The organism is Streptomyces sp. NPDC047085, assembly GCF_040643735.1.
Lineage (GTDB): Bacteria > Actinomycetota > Actinomycetes > Streptomycetales > Streptomycetaceae > Streptomyces.
The window spans coordinates 203,951-225,862 of sequence record NZ_JBEYUW010000009.1 but is presented as its reverse complement, the minus strand read 5'-3'; the positions used below and the strand labels follow the sequence as shown (position 1 = coordinate 225,862).

The following is a 21,912-nucleotide window of genomic DNA, read 5'->3' as shown; positions in this document are numbered from 1 at the left end:
CCGGGAGTACTCGTGGCGCTCCCGGCGGCTGCCGCTCAGGACGTCCACCATGTGGGCCGCCCTGTACCACACCTCGGTACGGGGCGGCCCATCTGCTTATCCTGACCCCCATGCTGACCATCACCCAGGCCCTCGTCGACCAGATCGTCGCGCACGCGCGCAAGGACCACCCCGACGAGGCGTGCGGCGTCGTCGCGGGCCCGGCGGGCTCGGACCGCCCCGAGCGCTTCATCCCGATGCTGAACGCCGCCATGTCGCCGACGTTCTACGAGTTCGACTCCGGCGACCTCCTCAAGCTCTACCGCGAGATGGACGACCGCGACGAGGACCCGGTGGTCGTCTACCACTCCCACACCGCGACCGAGGCCTACCCCTCCCGCACCGACATCTCCTACGCCAACGAGCCGGGCGCCCACTACGTCCTGGTCTCCACCGCCGACACCGACGGGCTCGGCGACTTCCAGTTCCGCTCGTTCCGGATCGTGGAGGGCGAGGTCATGGAGGAGGAGGTCAAGGTCGTGGAGGCGTACTAGTGGGGGCGTACCAGGCGCGTACGAGAGGGGCGCCGAGCGCGGCCCAGGGGGTGACCTGACCACAGTTCGGTCAGAGTTCATCCACCATGCGAGATCACATTCCAGGACCCGGACCGGGAATCGATACGATGAGCCCATGGTTCTGAACGACGTGAGCGAGAAAGCGCCGGGCATGCTGCTCGTGGCGCGGCTGCACGTCGACCTGTGCAGGCTGAACAGCGCCATCTGTTGACGCTCCCTGCCGCCGTACGGCCGTGAGCCGCGGCGCGCTGCCGCGCGCCCACACCGAATCGTCGAACCACACCTTTTCCGACAGGAGCCCGCCACCATGGCCATCGAGGTCCGCATCCCGACCATCCTCCGCCAGTACACCGACGGTCAGAAGGCGGTGGAGGGCAGCGGTGACACCCTCGCCGACCTGTTCGCCGACCTCGAGAGCCGGCACGCGGGCATCCAGGCCCGCATCGTGGACGAGGGCCAGCTGCGCCGCTTCGTCAACGTCTACCTGAACGACGAGGACGTCCGCTTCGTCGACGGCATCAACACCAAGCTGTCCGACGGCGACACCGTGACGATCCTGCCGGCGGTCGCCGGCGGCATGCGCTGATCGGTCGCTGAGCAGCGATGCGCTACGACTCCCCGCTGGCCGCGGTGGGCAACACCCCCCTGGTGCGCCTGCCGCGGCTCTCGCCGTCCCCGGACGTCCGCATCTGGGCCAAGCTGGAGGACCGCAACCCGACCGGCTCGGTCAAGGACCGCCCCGCGCTGCACATGATCGAGCAGGCGGAGAAGGACGGCCGGCTCACCCCGGGCTGCACGATCCTGGAGCCCACCTCCGGCAACACCGGCATCTCGCTGGCCATGGCGGCCAAGCTCAAGGGCTACCGCATGGTGTGCGTGATGCCGGAGAACACCTCGCAGGAGCGCCGGGACCTGCTCGGCATGTGGGGCGCCGAGATCATCTCCTCCCCGGCCGCGGGCGGCTCCAACACCGCCGTGCGCGTGGCCAAGGAGCTGGCCGCCGAGCACCCCGACTGGGTGATGCTCTACCAGTACGGCAACCCGGACAACGCGGGCGCCCACTACGCCACGACCGGCCCGGAGATCCTCGCCGACCTCCCCTCGATCACCCACTTCGTCGCGGGCCTCGGCACCACCGGCACCCTGATGGGCGTCGGCCGCTTCCTGCGCGAGCACAAGCCGGACGTGAAGATCGTCGCCGCCGAACCGCGCTACGACGACCTGGTCTACGGCCTGCGCAACCTCGACGAGGGCTTCGTACCGGAGCTGTACGACGCCTCCGTGCTCACCACCCGCTTCTCGGTCGGCTCGGCGGACGCGGTCACCCGCACCCGTGAACTCCTCCAGCAGGAGGGCATCTTCGCGGGCGTCTCCACCGGCGCCGCCCTGCACGCGGCGATCGGCGTCGGCAAGAAGGCCCTCAAGGCGGGCGAGAGCGCCGACATCGTCTTCATCGTGGCCGACGGCGGCTGGAAGTACCTCTCCACCGGCGTCTACACGGCGGCCACCACGGAAGAGGCCATCGAGACCCTCCAGGGCCAGCTCTGGGCCTAGTGCCTCACTTGCCTCAAGCGCGTGTCAGCCCCCTCTCATGAGGGGGCTAAGTCATTCCTATAGCCGAGCAAAGATTTTCTTTGGGTACTGCCGGTGATTCCCGGGCCAGGGCTACGGTCCTCCCGTAGTGTCATGGTCATGGCTGCGCGGTCGCCGCCGCTACGCGCGTCACGGGCCTGCTCCAGTGCGAAACCCCACGTCAACCGGAGGCAGTACCCCATGCGTGAGTCACGCCCGAGCAAGCGGAGACGGAGCCTGCGACGACTCGTCGCCGTCGCTCTCCCCGCCCTCTCCCTCACCGTCGCCGGCCTCGTCGCCGCACCGACGGCCGGGGCCCAGCCCACAGCGGCGCACCCCCACACCACCAAGGCCACCCAGAACGCCAAGGCCCTCACCGCCCCCGAGCGGCAGACCTTCCACACCACCGGCAAGCCCGGCCAGAAGGTCCCCACGACCCATCTGTGCGCCACCGCCGAGCCGGGCCACGCGTCCTGCTTCGCCCAGCGCCGCACCGACATCAAGCAGCGGCTCGCCTCCGCGCTGGCCGCCGCGGCCCCCTCCGGCCTCTCCCCGGCCAACCTGCACAGCGCCTACAACCTGCCCTCCACGGGCGGCTCCGGCATGACGGTCGCCATCGTCGACGCGTACAACGACCCCAACGCCGAAGCGGACCTGGGCACTTACCGCTCCACCTACGGCCTGTCCGCCTGCACCAAGGCCAACGGCTGCTTCAAGCAGGTCAGCCAGACCGGTTCGACCACGAACCTGCCGACCAACGACACCGGTTGGGCCGGCGAAGAGGCGCTCGACCTCGACATGGTCAGCGCGGTCTGCCCCAACTGCAACATCATCCTGGTCGAGGCCAACTCCGCGAACGACACCGACCTCGGCATCGCCGAGAACGAGGCCGTCGCGCTCGGCGCCAAGGTCGTCTCCAACAGCTGGGGCGGCTCCGAGGCCTCTTCCCAGACGACCGAGGACACCCAGTACTTCAAGCACCCCGGCGTCGCCATCACCGTCTCCTCCGGTGACTCCGCCTACGGCGCCGAGTACCCGGCGACCTCCCAGTACGTGACCGCCGTCGGCGGCACCGCGCTCACCACCGCGTCCAACTCCCGCGGCTGGAGCGAGTCGGTGTGGCACACCAGCTCCACCGAGGGCACCGGCTCCGGCTGCTCGGCGTACGACCCGAAGCCGAGCTGGCAGACCGACACCGGCTGCTCCAAGCGCATGGAGGCCGACGTCTCCGCGGTCGCCGACCCGGCCACCGGCGTCGCGGTCTACGACACCTACGGCGGCTCCGGCTGGGCGGTCTACGGCGGCACCAGCGCCGCCGCCCCGATCGTCGCCGGCGTCTACGCCCTCGCGGGCACCCCGGGCTCGACCGACTACCCGGCGAAGTACCCGTACCAGCACACGAGCAACCTGTACGACGTGACCAGCGGCTCCAACGGCTCCTGCTCCACCTCGTACTTCTGCACCGCCGGCACCGGCTACGACGGCCCGACCGGCTGGGGCACCCCGAACGGCACCACCGCCTTCACCGCCGGCACCACCAGCGGCAACACGGTGACCGTCACCAACCCCGGCAGCCAGTCCACCACCACCGGCGGCTCGGCGAGCCTGCAGATCCACGCCACCGACAGCGCGGGCGCGGCCCTCACCTACAGCGCCACCGGCCTGCCGACCGGCCTGTCCATCAACAGCTCCACCGGCCTGATCTCCGGTACGGCGTCCACTGCGGGCACCTACCAGGTCACCGTCACCGCGAAGGACTCCACAGGCGCCTCCGGCTCGACCTCCTTCACCTGGACCGTCTCCTCCACCGGCGGCACCTGCACCTCGGCGCAGCTGCTCGGCAACCCGGGCTTCGAGTCGGGCAGCACCACGTGGACCGCGAGCAGCGGCGTCATCACCAACGACACCGGTGAGGCCGCGCACGGCGGCTCGTACAAGGCCTGGCTCGACGGCTACGGCTCCTCCCACACCGACACGCTCTCCCAGTCGGTGACCGTCCCCACCGGCTGCCGGGCCACCTTCACCTTCTACCTGCACGTCGACACCGCCGAGACCACCACCAGCACCCAGTACGACAAGCTGACGGTGACCGCCGGTTCGACCACCCTGGCGACCTACTCGAACCTCAACGCCGCCACCGGGTACGCGCAGAAGACCTTCGACCTGTCCTCGTTCGCGGGCCAGACGGTCACCCTGAAGTTCAGCGGAGTGGAGGACTCCTCCCTCCAGACCAGCTTCGTCGTGGACGACACCGCCCTGACGACCAGCTGACCCGTACGCCACCCGGTCCCGCACACGGAAGCCGTCCGTGTGCGGGATCCGCGCGTCGCGAGGGATCCGTTCGCGCCGGTGGTACGTCTCATCCGCACACGACCGAAGCGGAGACGGAAGCGGAAAGGCGGACCCCATGCGCCGTACGACGCCCCTCGCCCTCGCGGCGGCAGCGCTGCTCCTCGCGGGCTGCGGCTCCCAGAGCGGAGGGGGCCCCGGCAGCGGCACCGACGACAACGGCAAGGTGTCGCCGTCACCCTCCGCCACGACGTCCGAAGGCGGCGCCTGCGTCAGCCACGCGGAACTGACCGCCGCCGACAACGGCCGCACCGTCTGCCTGACCCTGGGCGGCGAACTGCGGCTCACCCTCGACGGCACGAAGAGCCGCCCCTGGAAGCCGGTCATGACGAGCGGCACCGCCCTGGAGGCGATCAACGCGGGCTTCGTCATCCAGCCGGGTGACGCCACGGCCGCCTACAAGGCCGTACACCCCGGCACCGCGAAGCTGACGTCCTCCCGCCCGCTGTGCGCCGAACCCACCGCCCCCGGCCAGGTCTCCTGCGAGGGCATCCAGGAGTGGACGGTCACGGTGACGGTGAAGCAGTAGGAGGCGGTCAACGGGCGAGGTGCCGTACCTGGTCCCACAGAACGGGGTCCACCACACCCACCCGTCGCCGGAAGTCGCCGACCGGCACCTCGCGCAGCTCGTCGGTCCGCAGGAAGCTGGGGCGGCCCTGGGCGTCGCCGACCGCGCCGGGCGGCAGCGGGATCACCCCGGCGCGCTCGTCGTGGTACTTGCTGGTGATCTTCGCGACCGTGGCCCGGTTGCCGCGCACGGCCAGCACCAGACAGGGCCGGTCCTTCACGTCCGGGCGGTCCTCGTAGGGCACGCTCGCCCACCAGATGTCGCCGGGACGCGGGCGGGCCGCCGTCCGGTCCCGGCCGCCGGGGAGCCCGGGCGGCCGCAGCCGTCGCCCGCCGGGCCGGCGGCCGCGGCCCCAGCCGTCGACGAGCGTGGCGACCAGCGCGAGCAGTACCACCGCCGCGAGCGCCAGCCACCAGGACGTGTCCATGGTCTCGACGTTACCGGCGCGCGCCGCACAACGCGCGCCCTCTGTCTGTTCTCACGCACCCCGGGTCCAGCCGAACCGGTGACAGCACAGGTGAGTTCGCCCACAACGGCCCCTGGCGGAGGAGCGACCCGTGCTTTCGCGCCTTACGCTCGACGAACCGCACGACCCCTGTCATCCCCCCTGCCCATCGGTTTCCGCCAACGGAGGTTTCTGCTTCATGAAGCTCACCGTCGTCGGCTGCTCGGGGTCGTTCCCGTCCGCGGAATCGGCCTGTTCGAGCTACCTCGTCGAGGCCGACGGCTTCCGGCTGCTTCTCGACATGGGCAACGGCGCCCTCGGCGAGCTGCAGCGCCACTGCGGTCTCTACGACCTCGACGCGATCTTCCTCAGCCATCTGCACGCCGACCACTGCATCGACATGCTGGCGTACTTCGTCGCGCGCTACTACCGCCACGACGGCGGCCGCTGCGAACCGATCCCGGTGTACGGCCCCGAGGGCACCGAACACCGTTTGACCACGGCGTACGACGACGTCCCCTCCGCGTCCTCCATGAGCGAGGTCTTCGACTTCCACACGGTGAAGCCGTCCACGTTCGAGATCGGCCCGTTCACGGTGCACACCGAGCGGGTCCGTCATCCCGTGGAGGCGTACGCCATCCGGATCGAGCACGCCGGGAAGTCCCTCACGTACTCCGGTGACACGGGCGTCAGCGAGGCGCTGGACGCGCTGGCCCGCGACACCGACCTGTTCCTGTGCGAGGCCGCGTTCACGCACGGCAAGGAGAACATCCCCGACCTGCACCTCAACGGTCGCGAGGCGGGCGAGTCGGCGGCCCGCGCGGGCGCCCGCCGCCTCGTCCTCACCCACATCCCCCCGTGGACCGACCCCCAGGTCAACCTCGCGGACGCCCGCGAGGCCTTCCCCGGCCCGGTCGAACTGGCCGCCCCGCGGACGACGTACGAACTCTGACCCCCACGCACGCCGAAGGCCCCGGAACCGAACGGCGGGTTCCGGGGCCTTCGTCATGCCGTGGCGGCGGGCCTCACGCCTTGGTGAGGTCCTCGACCTCCTCCTCGGGCTCGCGGCCCGGGGTGGGGAGGTTGAACTTGATGATCGCGAAGCGGAAGACGACGTAGTAGATCGCTCCGAAGACCAGGCCGATCGGGATGATCAGCCAGGGCTTGGTCGCCAGGTTCCAGTTGAGCCCGTAGTCGATGACGCCCGCGGAGAAGGTGAAGCCCGCGTGCACCCCGAGCGCCCAGGTGATCGCCATGGACAGGGCGGTGAGCACCGCGTGGATCGCGTACAGGATCGGCGCGATGAACATGAACGTGAACTCGATCGGCTCGGTGACACCGGTCACGAAGGAGGTCAGCGCCATCGACATCATCATGCCCATCACGGCCGAGCGGCGCTCCGGGCGGGCGGTGTGCGCGATGGCAAGGGCGGCGGCCGGGAGGCCGAACATCATGATCGGGAAGAAGCCGGACATGAACTGGCCCGCGGACGGGTCACCGGCGAAGAAGCGGGTCAGGTCACCGTGGACGATGGCGCCGGACGCGTCCTTGAAGTCGCCGATCTGGAACCAGGAGACGGTGTTCACGAACTGGTGCATGCCGACCGGGATCAGCGCGCGGTTGATCAGACCGAACAGACCGGCACCGAAGGCGCCCAGACCGGTGATCCACTCACCGAAGTTCGAGATGCCCTCGCCGATCGGCTCCCAGACCAGGCCGAAGAAGACGCCCATGAGCGTGCCCACGAAGGCCATGATGATCGGGACGAGCCGGCGGCCGTTGAAGAAGCCCAGCCAGTCCACCAGCCTGGTGCGATGGAAGCGCTGCCAGACCACGGCGCCGAGCAGACCCATCACCAGGCCGCCCAGCACACCCGGGTTGTTGTAGGTCGCGGCTATGTCCGCGCCCTTCTGGACCTGCGCCTCGGTGACCGGGAACGCCTTGAGGACGTTGCTGTAGACCAGGAAGCCGACCAGGGCGGCCAGCGCGGTCGAGCCGTCCGACTTCTTGGCGAAGCCGATCGCGACACCGATGCAGAACAGCATCGGAAGGTTGTCGAAGATCGCGCCACCCGCCGTGGCGAACACTGCCGTGACCTTGTCGGGCAGGTGCAGCTTGTCGTGGATGTCCTGCTGGCCGAAGCGGAGCAGCAGACCCGCCGCCGGCAGCACGGCGATCGGGAGCTGGAGACTGCGGCCGACCTTCTGCAGGCCCTGGAACAGGCCAGATCCCCACTTCTTTGTGGGGGCCGCCGTTGCGGTGGCGGTGCTCATGGTTCCTCCAACGGGTGGTGGTCTACACCACTCAGTGGTGTAGACCTGTTGTAGCACGAGGGTCCGGGTATAAGGAACCCGTGAAATCCGCAACCGGAGGGCTACGCGGAGTGCCCGGCCGGAGGCTCGTCGTGGCCTGGCGGGGGCATGACGAAGGCCCCCGGACCGGGTGGTCCGAGGGCCTGGATGCCTGGTGAGGCCGGGGCTGTCAGAGCTTGGTGACGTCCTCCACCTCCTCCTCCGGCTCCCGGCCCGGCGTCTTCAGATCGAACGTGGTGATCGCGAAGCGGAAGACGACGTAGTACACGACGGCGAAGCACAACCCGATCGGGATGATCGCCCACGGCTTCGTCGCCAGGTTCCAGTTGATGACGTAGTCGATCAGGCCCGCCGAGAAGCTGAAGCCGTCGTGCACCCCGAGCCCCCACGTCACCGCCATCGACACCCCGGTGAGCACCGCGTGCACGGCGTACAGCACGGGCGCGATGAACAGGAAGGAGTACTCGATCGGCTCGGTGATGCCCGTGACGAACGACGTCAGCGCCACCGACAGCATCAGCCCGCCCACCTCCTTGCGCCGGTGCGGCTTGGCGCAGTGCGTGATGGCCAGCGCGGCGGCCGGCAGCGCGAACATCATGATCGGGAAGAAGCCCGAGGTGAACTGCCCCGCGTTCGGGTCGCCCGCCAGGAACATGTTGATGTCGCCGTGCACCACATGCCCGTCGGGCGCCCTGTAGGTGCCGAACTGGAACCAGATGGGCACGTTCAGGAACTGGTGCAGACCGATGACGAGCAGCGCCCGGTTGGCGACCCCGAAGATGCCCGCGCCCCACGCCCCCGCGTCCCGGAGCCAGTGCCCGAAGCTCTCCAGCGCGCTGCCGACCGGCGGCCAGATCCACAGGCACAGCGCCGCGAAGACGATGGCCACGAACGCCATGATGATCGGCACCAGCCGGCGCCCGTTGAAGAAGCCCAGCCAGTCCACCAGCCTGGTGCGGTGGAAGCGGGCCCAGAAGAACGCGGCCAGCAGACCGATCACGATGCCGCCGAACACCCCCGGGTTCTGGAAGGTGAACGGCGTCACCGACCCGTCCCGCACCACCTGGCAGCCCACGTCCTGGATCGCCTTCGAGCCCACCGGGCAGTCCGCCGGGAAACGGTGCAGCACGCCGTAGTAGACGAGAAAGCCCGCCACCGCCGCCAGCGCGGTCGAGCCGTCCGACTTCTTCGCCATGCCGATGGCCACGCCCACGCAGAACAGCAGCGGCAGTCCGAGCGACCCGTCGAGCAGGGCACCGCCCGCGCCCAGCATCACGTTGGAGACGGTCGTCCAGCCCAGCCCCTTGGCGCCGACCAGGTCCGGCTGGCCCAGGCCGATCAGAATGCCCGCCGCCGGCAGCACCGCGATCGGCAGCTGCAGGCTGCGGCCCATCTTCTGCAGGCCCTGAAAGAGGGTGTTCCATCGGGCGCGCGCGGGGCTGACCGTGCTGTCGGCGCTCATGGACGTCCTCCCGGACCGCTCGACTCGGACGCGGTTTGGCGACCGTCCCTACGGTGGTGTAGACCAGTTGGCGGACGGTTCCGCTGTCGTGATCGCCATCCTTCGGCACGCACGGCATGACCGCTCGCGAAGATGGGCCAACTGTGGGTTACTGCGACAAAGCGGTTCGGATCAGGGAGTACGAGCATGGCCAGCAAGGCTGAGAAGATCGTCGCCGGCCTCGGCGGCATCGACAACATCGAGGAGATCGAGGGCTGCATCACGCGGCTGCGCACCGAGGTGTCCGACCCCGCGCTGGTCGACGAGGCCGCCCTGAAGGCCGCCGGAGCCCACGGCGTCGTCAAGATGGGCACCGCCATCCAGGTCGTCATCGGCACCGACGCCGACCCGATCGCCGCGGAGATCGAAGACATGATGTGAGCCCACCGGGTTCACCAGGACAGGGGCTCTTCCCGCCGCGGGAGGAGCCCCTTCCGTCGCTCCGGATAGGCTCATCGCCATGTCTCGAATCGACGGCCGTACCCCCGAACAGCTCCGCCCGGTCACCATCGAACGCGGCTGGAGCAAGCACGCCGAGGGCTCCGTCCTCGTCTCCTTCGGCGACACCAAGGTCTTCTGCACCGCCTCGGTCACCGAAGGAGTCCCGCGCTGGCGCAAGGGCAGCGGCGAGGGCTGGGTCACCGCGGAGTACGCCATGCTGCCCCGCTCCACCAACACCCGCGGCGACCGCGAGTCCGTCAAGGGCAAGATCGGCGGCCGCACCCACGAGATCTCCCGCCTCATCGGCCGCTCCCTGCGCGCCGTCGTCGACTACAAGGCGCTCGGCGAGAACACCATCGTCCTCGACTGCGACGTCCTCCAGGCCGACGGCGGCACGCGTACGGCGGCGATCACCGGCGCGTACGTCGCGCTCGCCGACGCCGTCGCCTGGGCCCAGGGCAAGAAGCTGATCAAGGCCGGCCGCCAGCCGCTCACCGGCACCGTCGGCGCCGTCTCCGTCGGCATCGTCGGCGGCGTCCCGCTCCTCGACCTCTGCTACGAGGAGGACGTGCGCGCCGAGACCGACATGAACGTCGTCTGCACCGGCGACGGCCGCTTCGTCGAGGTCCAGGGCACCGCCGAGGCCGCACCCTTCGCCCGCGATGAGCTCAACTCCCTGCTCGACCTCGCCGTCGCCGGCTGCGCCGAGCTGACCGCGCTCCAGAAGGCCGCCCTGGGCGCCGCCCTCGCAAAGTAAAGGGCGCGCCAAAACGAGGGGTACGGGACGGCAACCCCCGTCTCCTCCCCGGCGTCCCTATGGATACGGGCGCACGGCGGATCACCGTGCGCCCGCCAACCATGAAAAGGGGAGGAAACACCACCATGGCCGCCAGTCGTCGCAGAGGCCGTCTCACCACCGTCGCCGCCGTCGTGGCGACCGCCGCGTTCACCATCGGCCTCACCACCGGCTGCGACGCCGTGAACAAGGCCCTGGACTGCGTGCAGACCGCCGACTCGATAGCCGACAGCGTCACCGACCTCCAGCAGGCCGTGGAGAACGCCGCGAACGACCCGACCCAGGCCGACGACTCCCTGGACTCCATCCAGCAGGACCTCAAGAAGATCGGCGACAAGACCGACAACGCCGACGTCAACAAGGCCGTCGACGACCTCAGCAAGGCCGTCGACAACGTCCGCACCGCCATCAAGAACGGCGACAAGAACCCCGACGTCAGCCCGGTCACGGACGCGGCGGGCGAACTCACCAAGGTCTGCACGCCGTAAGGCGGATCGACCCCGGACGAGCGGGAACGGCGCCTACTCGGTCTCAGTGCCCCTCGAGCTTGCGCCGCTCCTTGCGCTCCAGCCGCTCCTGGCGGCGCTGCTCCTTCAGGCGGCGCCGTTCCGCACGCGTGATCTTGCGCTCCACACCGACGCCGCCCCAGAAGGCGAAGCCGCCGATGATCACGCGCGGAGCGCCCGGCTCACCGGGCTCGTCCCAGTCGGGGTGCTCGAACCCGCCCATGACGCCGATGCCGCGCACGACGACCTCGACGCCCGGCGGCACGATCACCTGCATCCCGCCCATGATCGCCACACAGTTGATCTCGACCTCGCGGTCGGCGAAGTTCGCCTCCCGCAGATCGATCTCGCCGCCCCCGCAGAACGCGAAGCAGTTGAACCGCTTCGGCACCGTCCAGCGCCCCCTGCGCTCGAACCCCGACAGCACCGCGAACGCACCCGTGGACGTGCCCTCACCGCCCACGATCCGGCCCGCCCAACTCCCGCTCTCCACCGGCTCCTTGCTGAAGGAGACCGGGCCCGGCGCCACGACCCCGGCCACCGGCAGATCACGGGTCAGCGGCGCCAACTCGGCGTACGTACGCGCCTTGTACGTCGCCTCCAGCCGCTCCTCGAACTCCTCCATGTCCAGCCGCCCCTCGGCGACGGCGTCCCGCAGCACCTCGGCCACCCGCTCACGATCGGCGTCGGAGGCACGAAGGTCCGGAGCGGCAGCGGAGGCAGGAAGGTCCGGGGCGGCAGCGGAGGCACGAAGGTCCGGGACTGCGTCGTCGGTCATGAAATCAGCCTACGAGACCGCCTTCTCGGCGTACATCTTCGCGATGACGGCCTCGATGTCCGGCTCCCGCACCGACAGGTCCACCAGCGGATACCCCGCCGCGATGTGCGCCACGAGCGGCGCCGCCGACTGCCCCGCCGGGAACGCCAGCCACTGCCGCGGCCCCTCCACCCGCACCACCCGCGCCGACGGCACCTCGATCGGCGGCAACTCCCGCTCCAGGTCCACCACCAGCGTCCGCTCACCGTCCCCGGCCTCGTGCAGCCCGGCGAGCGGGCCGTCGTACATCAGCCGCCCGTGGTCGATCACCATCACCCGCGAGCACAACTGCTCGATGTCCTGCAGGTCATGGGTGGTCAGCAGCACGGTCGTCCCGCGCTCGCCGTTCAACTCCTTCAGGAACCCCCGCACCTTCGCCTTCGACACGACATCCAGACCGATCGTCGGCTCGTCCAGGTACAGCACCTCCGGATCGTGCAGCAGCGCCGCCGCGATGTCCCCGCGCATCCGCTGCCCCAGCGACAACTGCCGCACCGGCACGTCCAGCAGCGCGCCCAGCTCCAGGAGTTCGACACACCGGTCCAGGTTCTCCCGGTAACGGGCGTCCGGGATCCGGTACATGCGATGCGCCAGCCGGTACGAATCGATCAGCGGCAGGTCCCACCACAGCGTGGTCCGCTGCCCGAACACCACCCCGATCCGGTGCGCGAGCCGCGTCCGCTCCCGCGACGGATCGATCCCCGCCACCCGCAGCCGGCCCGCGCTCGGCGTCAGGATGCCGGTCAGCATCTTGATCGTCGTCGACTTCCCGGCGCCGTTCGGACCGATGTAGCCGACCATCTCGCCGCGCGCCACGGTGAACGAGATCGAGTCCACCGCCCGCACCTGCCGCCGCTCCCGCTTCAGGAACCCGGTCTTCTTGCGCACCTCGAAGACCTTCTCGACCTTCTCCAATGCGATGAAGTCACTGTCCGCCATCGCGCTGACTCCTAGCTCCCCGTGCTCCGATACGAACGAAGTCCCGCCCGCCACGCGAGCCCCGCCAGCGCGCAGCACGCCACCGCCACCAGCGGAGACGTGAACGCCGTCCACTCCGGCAGCCCCAGCGGATACGGCCGCCCCAGCACATAGGTGCCGGGCAGCCAGTTGACGAAGGCCAGCGGCAGCACGAACGTCACCCCGCGCACCAGCTCCTTCGCGAAGATCGTCGGCGGATACTGCAACAGCGTCGTCCCGCCGTACGTGAAGGCGTTCTGCACCTCGGAGGCGTCCTGCGCCACGAACTGGAACGCCGCCCCCGCCACGAACACCGCGCAGAAGATCCCGAAGCCGCTCACCACCATCACCGGCATCAGCAGCAGCTTCGCCGCCGTCCAGTCGATGTCCACCCGGGTCAGCGCCCAGCCCAGCACCAGCGACCCCTGCAACACCCGCCCCAGCCGCCGCAGCCCGAACCGGTCCGCCGCCACCTGCGCCAGCACCGGCGCCGGCCGCACCAGCAGCGAGTCCAGCGTGCCGTCCCGCACCCGGCGCCCCAGCCGGTCCATCGAACCGATCATCAGATCGGCCAGCCCGAAGGACAGCGCCGACATCCCGTACAGGAACGCCACCTCCGGCAGCGCATAGCCGCCCAGCGCGTCCACCCGCGAGAACATCAGCATGATCGCGACGAAGTCGAAGAAGGTCGCCGCGAAGTTCCCGAACGTCGTCATCGCGAACGAGGCGCGATAGGCCATCGTCGACCGCACCCACATCCCCGCGATCAACCAGTACGCCCGCGCCCCCTCCACCAGGCGGCCGCGCTCACCCACCCTGGACCACCACCCGCCGCGTCGCCACGGACTGCACCAGCCGCCCCAGGCCGAGCAGCGCCACCGCCCACGCCGTCTGGAACAGATACGTACCCAGCGGATCCGCCTGCCCCAGCAGCACATCCGCCGGCGCCTGGAGCAGCGAGGACCACGGCAGAGCCCGTACGACCTCCCCGAACGCGCCCGGGAAGACGTTCAGCGGCAGCAGCATGCCCGAGCAGAAGAACGCCAGCAGCCACGCCATCTGCGACACCCCCGTGCCGTCCAGCAGCCAGAACGCGCTCAGCGCCACCAGGTACCGGATCCCGAACCCGACCAGCATCGCCAGCACCACGGCCACGGCGAAGGCCGCCCAGGTGCCCGCGTCCGTCGGCAGATACGCCGGGAAGAACAGCGCCCCGAACAGGAACGGGATCACACCCCGCCCCACCAACTGGAAGAAGGCCCGGCCGAGATCCGCCGCGAGCCACCACAACTGCAGATCGACGGGCCGGTACAGATCGATCGCCACATCCCCCGTACGGATGCGTTCCATCAACTCGTCCTCGACGCCTCCGCCGCCGATCGCGAGCGTCGACAGGAGCGCCTGCCCCAGCCACACGTAGGTCACGGCCTGGGCCTGGTCGTACCCGCCCAGATGCGGCCGCTCGTCCCACAGCGCGCGATACGTGTAGACGAGGATCAGCCCGAAGACCGTGTTGGTGAACACCCCTGCCGCAGTGGCGGCCCGATACGTCGCGTACCGTCTGAATCCCCCCGCTGCGACGGCCACGTACAACCGTCCCGCGCCCACGCCAGTCCACCTCCCGGGACCGCTCGACACCGAAGCGCAGGAGCCTAGTCCGGAGGCGAGGCTGCCGGCCACGCAATTTCCGTCCCGGAAGCGTGCCGGAATCCGGGAACGGATCGCCAGGTGCGAGAGTCTTCAAACTGGGGGCGCAGAAGGCGTACGAGGCGTACGGGAACGTACGACGAAACAGGAGTCCGTGCACGACATGAGCGACGAGCCGCAGCCGCAGCAGCCGAACGAGGGCGGGGCGCCGAGAAAACCGCTGCCGGCTGAGGAACCCGGAAAGCCGGGCCACCGCGAGAACCCGCCCACGGACGCGGCGATTTCGCCCACCCGGCGCCGGCCCGAGGGAGCCGACCGAGGCACCGAGCGAGGCGTCGAGCGGCCCGCCGCAGCGGCCGAGCGATCCACCGAGGACTCCGGTTCCGCCAAGGACTCCGGCAAGGGCGCCGGTGCGGGCTCAGCCAAGGGCGCCGGTGCGGGCTCAGCCAAGGGCTCCGGTGAGGACTCCGCCAAGGGCCCCGGTGAGGGGTCCGGCAGGGGATCGGGCAATGGGTCCGGCGAGGGTGCCGAGCGGAGCGGCCGGAGGCCGGGCGGCCCGGGCGAGCAGCGCGAGGCCGAGGGGCTGGGCGGCCGGGTACCCGGAGCGGACCGGCCGGAACGGAATCAGTCGTCACGGAATCAGGCGGAACGGAATCAGGCGGGGCCCTCGGGCCGTGACGGCGACCGGGCGGATTCGGCTGCCCGGGCACAGTCGTCGGGTTCGGCGACCTCGGGTGGCGGGGCGCAGTCGGGTTCGGCGGCTTCGGGTGGCCGGGCCGAGCGCGGCCCGGCGGACCGAGATGGTCGGCCCGGTGCCGGTCGTCCGGCCGCGGGCGAGACGTCCCCGGCGGAGGACCGGGCAGCCCAGGCGACCCGGACCTCCCAGAACCCGACCATTCCGGCGGCCCGCACCGGTCGGCTGGACCAGGTGCGCCGTGCGGCGCAGGCGGGCCGGGCCGGGCGGCCCGACGCGGGCGGCCAGGCCGCCGAGCAGTCGCAGGCGCCGACGCAGCAGCCTTCCACACCGACCGGCGCCGGCCGCTCCGACACGGGAGGCGGCCGCGCCGCCGACCAGGGGCCGGCCTCCGAGAAGCCCGAGGCACCGAAGAAGCACCAGTCCTCCGACCAGCCCCAGTCGGCGGAAAGCACCCAGGTTCTGCGGCGTATCAAGGCGCCGCAGGGAACCGGCGTGCCCAAGCAGGCGGGGGAGGGGCAGGCTCCCGAGACGACTCAGGTGCTGCGGCGGGTGAACGCGCCGCGGAAGGGCGACTCGGCGCAGCCCGGCCAGGGCGGCAAGCCCGCTTCCGGCGCCTCCCAGAGCGGAGGTATCGGTGCTGGTGCCGGGGCCGGTGCGGCTCACGCAGCCAGTGCCGGCGCCGCTGCCAGGGCTGCCCGGGCCGGACTCGCGGGTGCCGCCGCCCAGGCGGGCAAGCCCGCGGCGGCGAGCCCGTCCGGACCCGCGTCCCCGGCCGCCTCCACGGCCCCCTCGCCCCACGCCTCCCGTACCGGCGCCACCCCGGCGGCCTCCGCGGCCTCCCCGTCCGCCGGTGCCCCCACCACCCCCGCCACCGACCCCGCCGCCCCCGCGACCGGCGGCAGCGGCGACGGCAACGGCAAGAAGCCCAAGCGCCGCAAGCGCACCGGATGGCGGCGGATCATCCCCACCTGGCGCATGGTGCTCGGCACCTTCCTCGTCGGCGTCCTGCTGCTCATGGGGCTCTTCTTCCTCGGGTACTCCCTCGTGAAGATCCCGCCCGCCAACGCCATGGCCACCAAGCAGAGCAACGTCTACCTCTACGCCGACGGCTCCCAGCTCGCCCGCGACGGCAAGATCAACCGCGAGAACGTCACCCTCGCCCAGGTCTCCAAGGACGCCCAGCACGCCGTACTGGCTGCCGAGGACCGGGACTTCTACACCGAGTCCGCGGTCGACCCCAAGGCGATGATCCGCGCCGGCTGGAACACGGCCACCGGCAAGGGCAAGCAGTCCGGCTCCACCATCACCCAGCAGTACGTGAAGAACTACTACCTGGCCCAGGAACAGACGGTCACCCGTAAGGCCAAGGAGTTCTTCATCGCCATCAAGCTGGACCGCAACAAGTCCAAGGACGAGATCTTCGAGGGCTACCTCAACACCAGCTACTTCGGCCGCAACGCCTACGGCATCCAGGCCGCGGCCCAGGCCTACTACAGCAGGGACGCCATCGACCTCGACCCGGCCCGCGCCGCCTACCTCGCCGCGCTCGTCAACGCGCCGAGCGAGTACGACGTCGTGGCGCACCCGGAGAACAAGCCCGCCGCCCTCGCCCGCTGGAACTACGTCCTCGACGGCATGGTCTCCAAGGGCTGGCTCAGCGCGTCCGAGCGTGCCGGCATGAAGTTCCCGATGCCGAAGGAACAGACCATCTCCACCGGCCTGTCCGGCCAGCGCGGTTACCTCGTCGAGGCGGTCAAGGACTACCTCACCGAGAACAACATCCTCACCAAGGAGCAGCTGGAGCGCGGCGGTTACCGCATCACCACCACCATCCAGAAGGACAAGCAGGACGCCTTCGTCAAGGCCGTGAACGACCGGCTGATGTCCAAGCTGGACAAGAAGAACAACAAGGTCGACGCCTCCGTCCGCGCCGGCGGCGCCTCCGTCGACCCGAAGACCGGGAAGATCGTCGCCCTGTACGGCGGCATCGACTACGTGAAGCAGTACACCAACGGCGCCACCCGCGGTGACTTCCAGGTCGGCTCCACCTTCAAGCCCTTCGTGTTCACCTCGGCGGTCCAGAACGGCTCGACCACCCAGGGCGGCCAGACCATCACCCCGAACACCTACTACGACGGCACCAACAAGCGGCCCGTCCAGGGCTGGAGCGGCGGCCCCTACGCCCCCGAGAACGAGGACTCCAAGTCCTACGGCGACATCACCGTCCGCAAGGCCACCGACCTGTCGGTGAACTCCGTGTACGCGCAGATGGCCGTCGACGTCGGCCCCGCCAAGGTCAAGCAGACCGCCGTCGACCTCGGCATCCCCGAGGGCACCAAGGACCTCCAGCCGTACCCGTCCATCGCCCTCGGCACCGCCAACGCCAGCGTCCTCGACATGGCCGAGGCCTACGCCACCCTCGCCAACCACGGCAAGCATGGCACGTACACGATGATCGAGAAGATCGCCAAGGAGGGCAACGAGCAGGTCCAGCTGCCCGACCGGAAGATCAAGCAGGCCGTCAGCCGCGAGGCCGCCGACACCACCACGTCCATCCTGCAGAGCGTCGTCCAGAGCGGCACCGCCACCGCCGCGCAGGCGGCGGGCCGCCCGGCCGCGGGCAAGACCGGCACCGCCGAGGAGGACACCGCCGCCTGGTTCGCGGGCTACACCCCCGACCTGGCGACCGTGGTCTCCGTGATGGGCCAGGACCCGGTGACCGCCGCCCACAAGCCGCTGTACGGCGCGCTCGGCCTGCCGCGCATCAACGGCGGCGGCGCCCCGACCGAGATCTGGGCCCAGTACACGCGGGACGCGCTGCAGGGCAAGCCGGCCACCGACTTCGACCTCCAGCTGCAGCAGGGCGCCGAGATTCAGGCTCCGGGCACCCGGTCCCCGAGCCCCACGCCCGGCACGGACAGCGGCGGCCAGGACAACGGCGGCACCACCGGAACCCCCTCCGGCACCCCCACCGGCGGCGGCACGCCGACCGACGGCGGCCAGGTCAACGGCGGCACCACCACCGGCACCACCACCGACGGCGGAGCGACCACCACCGGCGGCGGGACCACGACCGGCGGCACGCCCGCGGGCGGCACCACCACCGGAGGCGGCACGGCCGACGGCGGAACCACCGCCGGCACCCCGGGCGGCGGCACGATCGGCGGAGGCACCACCGGCACGACCACCGACGGCGGCACCACGACAGGCACCACAGCGGGCCCCGGAGGCCAACAGCTCACCAGCCGACGTCAGTGACCGCTGGTCGCCTTCAGCCCCACCACGGCGACCAGCAGCAGACACACGAAGAACACCCGGGCGGCGGTGACCGGCTCACCCAGCACCACCATGCCGAGCACCGCCGCCCCAGCCGCCCCGATCCCCACCCACACGCCATAGGCCGTACCGATGGGAAGCGACCTCGCGGCGTACGACAGCAGCACCATGCTGGCGGCGATCCCGGCACCGGTGAGCACACTGGGCACGACCCGCGTGAACCCGTCGGTGTACTTCATGCCGATCGACCAGCCGACCTCCAGCAGACCGGCGACGACGAGCAGAACCCAGGCCATGACAGGCACCTCCGAGACGAACGACGACACTTCTTCCGGTGCGTCGTCTTTGCCTGCATCCCGGTACGGCGCGTCTCGTCGGGCTCCCTTCCGAACATAGCAAAAGGCATGCAAAAGGGGCCGGTGACGACGATCACCAGCCCCTTCGGTCGCTGTCGCTGTCGCTGCTCTACAGATACAGGCCCGTGGAGTCCTGCGACCCCTCGAACCGGTCCGCGGCCACCGCGTGCAGATCACGCTCACGCATGAGCACGTACGCCACGCCCCGCACCTCGACCTCGGCCCGGTCCTCCGGATCGAACAGAACCCGGTCACCGGGCTCCACAGTCCGTACGTTCTGCCCGACCGCGACGACCTCGGCCCAGGCCAGCCGCCGCCCGACCGCCGCGGTCGCGGGAATCAGGATGCCGCCCCCGGACCGCCGCTCACCCTCACCGGTCTCCTGCCGCACGAGAACCCGGTCGTGCAGCATCCGGATCGGCAGCTTGTCGTGCTGGGGGGTGCTCTGCTCGTTTCTCTTGGCGCTCACGCCTCGAACCTACCTGTCCTCACCACACCTGTACGCGTCCGGGTCAGCCCCTGCGCCGCCGGGAGCCCACGGCGAGCAGCCCGACGACACCGACGGCCAGCAGCGCGGCCGGCACGACCCGCTCCATCCGCAGCCCGCCCTTCTCGTCGACGAACTGCGCCCGGACCTCGCTCACCACCCGATTGACCTGCACATACGCTCGGCCCACCGTGTGGTCGAGGTTCGCGACGACCTTCGCCTTGGCGTCTCCGACGATCGTCTTCGGATGCACCCGCACCCCGATCTCGTCGAGCGTCTCGGCCAGCACGTCACGGCGGCGCTTGATGTCCGCCTCGATCTGCGCCGGGGTTCTGGTGTCCGACGTGTCCGCCACCGTACGGCCTCCGAAGTCTCCTGATGCTGTTCCGGACAGTCTGTCAGCTTCTCCTCCCGGCGCACCGCAAGGGGCCCCGGTTACGCTGGCCAGATGAGCGAGCGACTCCAGCCGGGGGACGTGGCCCCCGCCTTCACCCTCCCCGACGCCGACGGCAACGAGGTGTCCCTTTCCTCCCACAAGGGCCGCAAGGTCATCGTCTACTTCTACCCCGCCGCCCTGACCCCGGGCTGCACCAAGCAGGCCTGCGACTTCACGGACAACCTGGAGGTCCTGGCCTCCGCGGGCTACGACGTGATCGGCATCAGCCCCGACCAGCCGGAGAAGCTCGCGAAGTTCCGCGACAAGGAGTCCCTGAAGGTCACGCTGCTGGCCGACCCGGACAAGAAGGTCACCGAGGCCTACGCCGCCTATGGCGAGAAGAAGAACTACGGCAAGACGTACATGGGCGTCATCCGCTCCACGATCATCGTCGACGAACAGGGCCACGTCGAACGCGCCCTCTACAACGTCCGCGCCACCGGCCACGTAGCCAAGATCATCAAGGACCTGGGCATCTGAGGACCTGAATCCCCCACAGGCGGCTCGCACCGGAACAACCCGGCACGAGCCGCTTCCTCATTTCCGTGCGTGACTGTCCGATAACCGGTTCGTTACTCCGTACGAGCTGCGAACGTGCAGCCGGAACGGAGGGGGCATGGCCGTCAGGTACACCCGCGAACTGCTGGAGGAAGCCGCCCGCGAGACGGGGCACATCGACGACGCCGTTCGGTGGTGCGGCGGCAGACCAACTCCCGGGAGCAGGCGCTACCTGCGCGAGAAGATGGCCGAGGCGGGCGTAGACATCTCGCACCTCGCGACGAACCAGATCCGGCATACGGAAGAGCGCCTACGCGCGGCCGTGGCGGTGTCGACCAGCATCAAGGACGTCGTGCGCCATCTCGGAATCAGCCAGGTAGGGGGCAACCAAACGCACATCAGTCGCCGCATCGCTGCGCTCGGAATCGACACCCGGCACTTCACACCTGCAGGCAAGCGGCGCCCGAAGGGATCACTCGGCGGCCTGCTCACCCTGCGCAGCCCCGAAGACGGAAGGCTCCCTGGTCAGCGGCTGCTCCGAGAGCTTCTGCGAATTGGAGTCCGTGAGGTCTGCGCGGTGTGCGGCACAGGACCGGAGTGGAACAGTAAACCGCTCCGCCTCGAGGTCGACCACATCAGCGGTGACTGGTGGGACAACCGCCCGGAGAATCTGCGGCTGCTGTGTCCCAACTGTCACGCTACGACCGACACTTACCGGGGACGCCGGAGGCGGAGGGGCGCATGAGTACTCCCAAGTACCCCAGGGACCAGCTGATGAGGACCGCCGCCGTCTCGGCCAGCCTGGTGGATCTGATGCGACGGCTGGGCACGCCATTGGGCAGCGGTCCTCGGAGCTACCTGCGCCACAGACTGGAGCACTACGGAATCGACACCTCGCACTTCGTCGAAGAGCCACTCCCGCCCCGGGAGAAGCGGTCCTACGCACGCGAACTGCTGGAAGAGGCGGCAGCCCGGTCGCACAGCATTCGCGAGATGTTCGAGTACCTGGGCTATCCGCCCGAGGACAGTCCCTATGGGCTCGTCAGAAGGCGACTGGACCAATTCGGAATCGACACATCGCACTTCACCCGTGGACGGGGGCGCAGTCTCGAAGACCTTCCCCGGGACGTTCTCGCTTCGGCGGCCGCACGAGCCACCAGCGTTTCCAGCCTGCTCAAGATCCTCGGCTACCGCGATACCAATGGCGCCGCCCGCGCACGAGTAAAGCGCAGTCTGGAGGCGCACGGTATCGCCACTGGTCACTTCACCGGGCAAGGCCACTTTCGCGGCTCCGTATCTCGGCATCGAAAGTCCGCCGACCAGATTCTGCGACGAGAGGAACCAGGTTCGAACCGCACCAAGACCGCCCTGCTGCGACGCGCCCTCGACGACCTCGGTGTGCCGCACATCTGCGCTGGGTGCGGCATCAGCGACATCTGGCAAGGCAAGCGCCTGGTGCTGGAGATCGATCACATCAGCGGTGACTGGCTGGACAACCGCCGCGAAAACCTCCGGTATCTGTGCCCTTCCTGCCACAGCCAGACGGACACCTACGCGAATCGATCTTGTCGCACACTGGCTCGCCGAGGGCCGGTAGAGTAGGCGGCGCTGCGGGCCCGTACCCCAGCTGGCCAAGAGGGCGCCGGTTTAGGTCCGGTGTGTCGTGGGTTCGAGTCCCACCGGGCCCACAGAAAAAG

At 69.9% G+C, this 21,912-nt stretch carries 24 protein-coding genes, 1 tRNA gene and 1 riboswitch; of the genes, 15 read left to right on the top strand and 10 right to left on the bottom strand.

All coding sequences use genetic code 11. The features are described 5' to 3' along the window. The first annotated feature begins 110 nt into the window (after positions 1 to 110). The 6 genes from ABZ865_RS28125 to ABZ865_RS28100 all read left to right on the top strand — a co-directional run bounded on the left by ABZ865_RS28125 (position 111) and on the right by ABZ865_RS28100 (position 5,004). Positions 111 to 533, top strand: coding sequence for a M67 family metallopeptidase (locus ABZ865_RS28125; protein WP_361236051.1), 423 nt, complete (start codon positions 111 to 113; stop codon positions 531 to 533). A gap of 136 nt (positions 534 to 669) precedes the next feature. Continuing rightward, on the top strand, positions 670 to 765 hold the full coding sequence (locus ABZ865_RS28120; protein ID WP_023550193.1) for a putative leader peptide: 96 nt from the start codon (positions 670 to 672) through the stop codon (positions 763 to 765). 96 nt (positions 766 to 861) lie between these two features. Continuing rightward, complete coding sequence (locus tag ABZ865_RS28115; RefSeq protein ID WP_361236047.1) at positions 862 to 1,140, top strand: MoaD/ThiS family protein; 279 nt, start codon at positions 862 to 864, stop codon at positions 1,138 to 1,140. 17 nt (positions 1,141 to 1,157) lie between these two features. Further along, positions 1,158 to 2,108 carry a cysteine synthase gene (locus tag ABZ865_RS28110; RefSeq protein ID WP_361236044.1) on the top strand — a complete coding sequence of 317 codons (951 nt, stop codon included), beginning with the start codon at positions 1,158 to 1,160 and terminating at the stop codon, positions 2,106 to 2,108. Between the two features lie 219 nt (positions 2,109 to 2,327). Further along, on the top strand, positions 2,328 to 4,397 hold the full coding sequence (locus ABZ865_RS28105) for a putative Ig domain-containing protein (RefSeq protein WP_361236041.1): 2,070 nt from the start codon (positions 2,328 to 2,330) through the stop codon (positions 4,395 to 4,397). Positions 4,398 to 4,533: 136 nt separating this feature from the next. Beyond that, complete coding sequence (locus tag ABZ865_RS28100; protein WP_361236038.1) at positions 4,534 to 5,004, top strand: hypothetical protein; 471 nt, start codon at positions 4,534 to 4,536, stop codon at positions 5,002 to 5,004. Between the two features lie 7 nt (positions 5,005 to 5,011). On the opposite strand, the gene ABZ865_RS28095 is transcribed toward ABZ865_RS28100, so the two are convergent. Further along, positions 5,012 to 5,470, bottom strand: a complete 459-nt coding sequence (locus ABZ865_RS28095; RefSeq protein WP_361236034.1) for a type II toxin-antitoxin system PemK/MazF family toxin — start codon at positions 5,468 to 5,470, stop codon at positions 5,012 to 5,014. Between the two features lie 217 nt (positions 5,471 to 5,687). On the opposite strand from ABZ865_RS28095, the gene ABZ865_RS28090 reads away from it, so the two are divergent. After that, complete coding sequence (locus ABZ865_RS28090) at positions 5,688 to 6,440, top strand: MBL fold metallo-hydrolase (protein WP_361236031.1); 753 nt, start codon at positions 5,688 to 5,690, stop codon at positions 6,438 to 6,440. A 73-nt stretch (positions 6,441 to 6,513) separates the two neighbouring features. Here ABZ865_RS28090 and ABZ865_RS28085 read toward each other — a convergent pair whose 3' ends face one another. Continuing rightward, the gene (locus ABZ865_RS28085; protein ID WP_361236028.1) at positions 6,514 to 7,761 is read right to left on the bottom strand and encodes a PTS transporter subunit EIIC; all 1,248 of its coding nucleotides are present in this window, start codon (positions 7,759 to 7,761) and stop codon (positions 6,514 to 6,516) included. A gap of 208 nt (positions 7,762 to 7,969) precedes the next feature. After that, positions 7,970 to 9,262 carry a PTS transporter subunit EIIC gene (locus ABZ865_RS28080; protein ID WP_361236025.1) on the bottom strand — a complete coding sequence of 431 codons (1,293 nt, stop codon included), beginning with the start codon at positions 9,260 to 9,262 and terminating at the stop codon, positions 7,970 to 7,972. 186 nt (positions 9,263 to 9,448) lie between these two features. Here ABZ865_RS28080 and ABZ865_RS28075 point away from each other — a divergent pair, with 186 nt between their 5' ends. The 3 genes from ABZ865_RS28075 to ABZ865_RS28065 all read left to right on the top strand — a co-directional run bounded on the left by ABZ865_RS28075 (position 9,449) and on the right by ABZ865_RS28065 (position 11,026). After that, positions 9,449 to 9,682, top strand: a complete 234-nt coding sequence (locus ABZ865_RS28075) for a glucose PTS transporter subunit EIIB (protein WP_014672981.1) — start codon at positions 9,449 to 9,451, stop codon at positions 9,680 to 9,682. A 79-nt stretch (positions 9,683 to 9,761) separates the two neighbouring features. Continuing rightward, the gene (rph, locus tag ABZ865_RS28070; RefSeq protein WP_361236021.1) at positions 9,762 to 10,499 is read left to right on the top strand and encodes a ribonuclease PH; all 738 of its coding nucleotides are present in this window, start codon (positions 9,762 to 9,764) and stop codon (positions 10,497 to 10,499) included. Between the two features lie 125 nt (positions 10,500 to 10,624). Continuing rightward, positions 10,625 to 11,026: a hypothetical protein gene (locus ABZ865_RS28065; RefSeq protein ID WP_361236018.1), complete on the top strand. Its 402-nt coding sequence runs from the start codon at positions 10,625 to 10,627 to the stop codon at positions 11,024 to 11,026. Positions 11,027 to 11,069: 43 nt separating this feature from the next. Here the strand turns inward: ABZ865_RS28065 and ABZ865_RS28060 are convergent, their stop codons facing one another. The 4 genes from ABZ865_RS28060 to ABZ865_RS28045 are packed head-to-tail and all read right to left on the bottom strand — an operon-like array spanning position 11,070 to position 14,426. Next, positions 11,070 to 11,822: a DUF1707 domain-containing protein gene (locus ABZ865_RS28060; RefSeq protein WP_361236015.1), complete on the bottom strand. Its 753-nt coding sequence runs from the start codon at positions 11,820 to 11,822 to the stop codon at positions 11,070 to 11,072. A gap of 9 nt (positions 11,823 to 11,831) precedes the next feature. Continuing rightward, positions 11,832 to 12,800 carry an ABC transporter ATP-binding protein gene (locus ABZ865_RS28055; protein ID WP_361236012.1) on the bottom strand — a complete coding sequence of 323 codons (969 nt, stop codon included), beginning with the start codon at positions 12,798 to 12,800 and terminating at the stop codon, positions 11,832 to 11,834. Positions 12,801 to 12,811: 11 nt separating this feature from the next. After that, on the bottom strand, positions 12,812 to 13,576 hold the full coding sequence (locus ABZ865_RS28050; protein WP_361236374.1) for an ABC transporter permease: 765 nt from the start codon (positions 13,574 to 13,576) through the stop codon (positions 12,812 to 12,814). A gap of 49 nt (positions 13,577 to 13,625) precedes the next feature. Continuing rightward, complete coding sequence (locus ABZ865_RS28045; protein WP_361236009.1) at positions 13,626 to 14,426, bottom strand: ABC-2 family transporter protein; 801 nt, start codon at positions 14,424 to 14,426, stop codon at positions 13,626 to 13,628. Between the two features lie 1,195 nt (positions 14,427 to 15,621). On the opposite strand from ABZ865_RS28045, the gene ABZ865_RS28040 reads away from it, so the two are divergent. Then, the gene (locus ABZ865_RS28040; protein WP_361236371.1) at positions 15,622 to 18,420 is read left to right on the top strand and encodes a transglycosylase domain-containing protein; all 2,799 of its coding nucleotides are present in this window, start codon (positions 15,622 to 15,624) and stop codon (positions 18,418 to 18,420) included. On the opposite strand, the gene ABZ865_RS28035 is transcribed toward ABZ865_RS28040, so the two are convergent. From ABZ865_RS28035 to ABZ865_RS28025, 3 genes are all read right to left on the bottom strand, one after another. Then, a complete protein-coding gene (locus tag ABZ865_RS28035; RefSeq protein WP_361236006.1) occupies positions 18,414 to 18,734 on the bottom strand; it encodes a multidrug efflux SMR transporter in 321 nt (106 codons plus the stop codon). The two genes, ABZ865_RS28040 and ABZ865_RS28035, sit on opposite strands and share 7 nt — an antisense overlap. A gap of 37 nt (positions 18,735 to 18,771) precedes the next feature. Continuing rightward, positions 18,772 to 18,846, bottom strand: a riboswitch (guanidine-III (ykkC-III) riboswitch). Between the two features lie 57 nt (positions 18,847 to 18,903). Then, positions 18,904 to 19,263, bottom strand: a complete 360-nt coding sequence (locus ABZ865_RS28030) for a co-chaperone GroES (RefSeq protein WP_361236003.1) — start codon at positions 19,261 to 19,263, stop codon at positions 18,904 to 18,906. A 43-nt stretch (positions 19,264 to 19,306) separates the two neighbouring features. Continuing rightward, the gene (locus ABZ865_RS28025; protein WP_361236000.1) at positions 19,307 to 19,636 is read right to left on the bottom strand and encodes a DUF3618 domain-containing protein; all 330 of its coding nucleotides are present in this window, start codon (positions 19,634 to 19,636) and stop codon (positions 19,307 to 19,309) included. A 93-nt stretch (positions 19,637 to 19,729) separates the two neighbouring features. Between ABZ865_RS28025 and bcp the strand changes: the two genes are divergently transcribed. The 4 genes from bcp (at position 19,730) to ABZ865_RS28005 (ending at position 21,903) form a co-directional block, all read left to right on the top strand. Further along, a complete protein-coding gene (gene bcp / locus ABZ865_RS28020) occupies positions 19,730 to 20,197 on the top strand; it encodes a thioredoxin-dependent thiol peroxidase (protein ID WP_361235997.1) in 468 nt (155 codons plus the stop codon). Between the two features lie 136 nt (positions 20,198 to 20,333). Next, complete coding sequence (locus ABZ865_RS28015; RefSeq protein WP_361235994.1) at positions 20,334 to 20,960, top strand: HNH endonuclease; 627 nt, start codon at positions 20,334 to 20,336, stop codon at positions 20,958 to 20,960. Beyond that, entirely contained in the window at positions 20,957 to 21,817 is an 861-nt protein-coding gene (locus ABZ865_RS28010; protein WP_361235991.1) for an HNH endonuclease, read from the top strand. The genes ABZ865_RS28015 and ABZ865_RS28010 overlap by 4 nt, the downstream gene beginning before the upstream one ends. A 10-nt stretch (positions 21,818 to 21,827) precedes the next feature. Then, a tRNA-Leu gene (locus ABZ865_RS28005) sits at positions 21,828 to 21,903 on the top strand. Positions 21,904 to 21,912 lie beyond the last annotated feature (9 nt).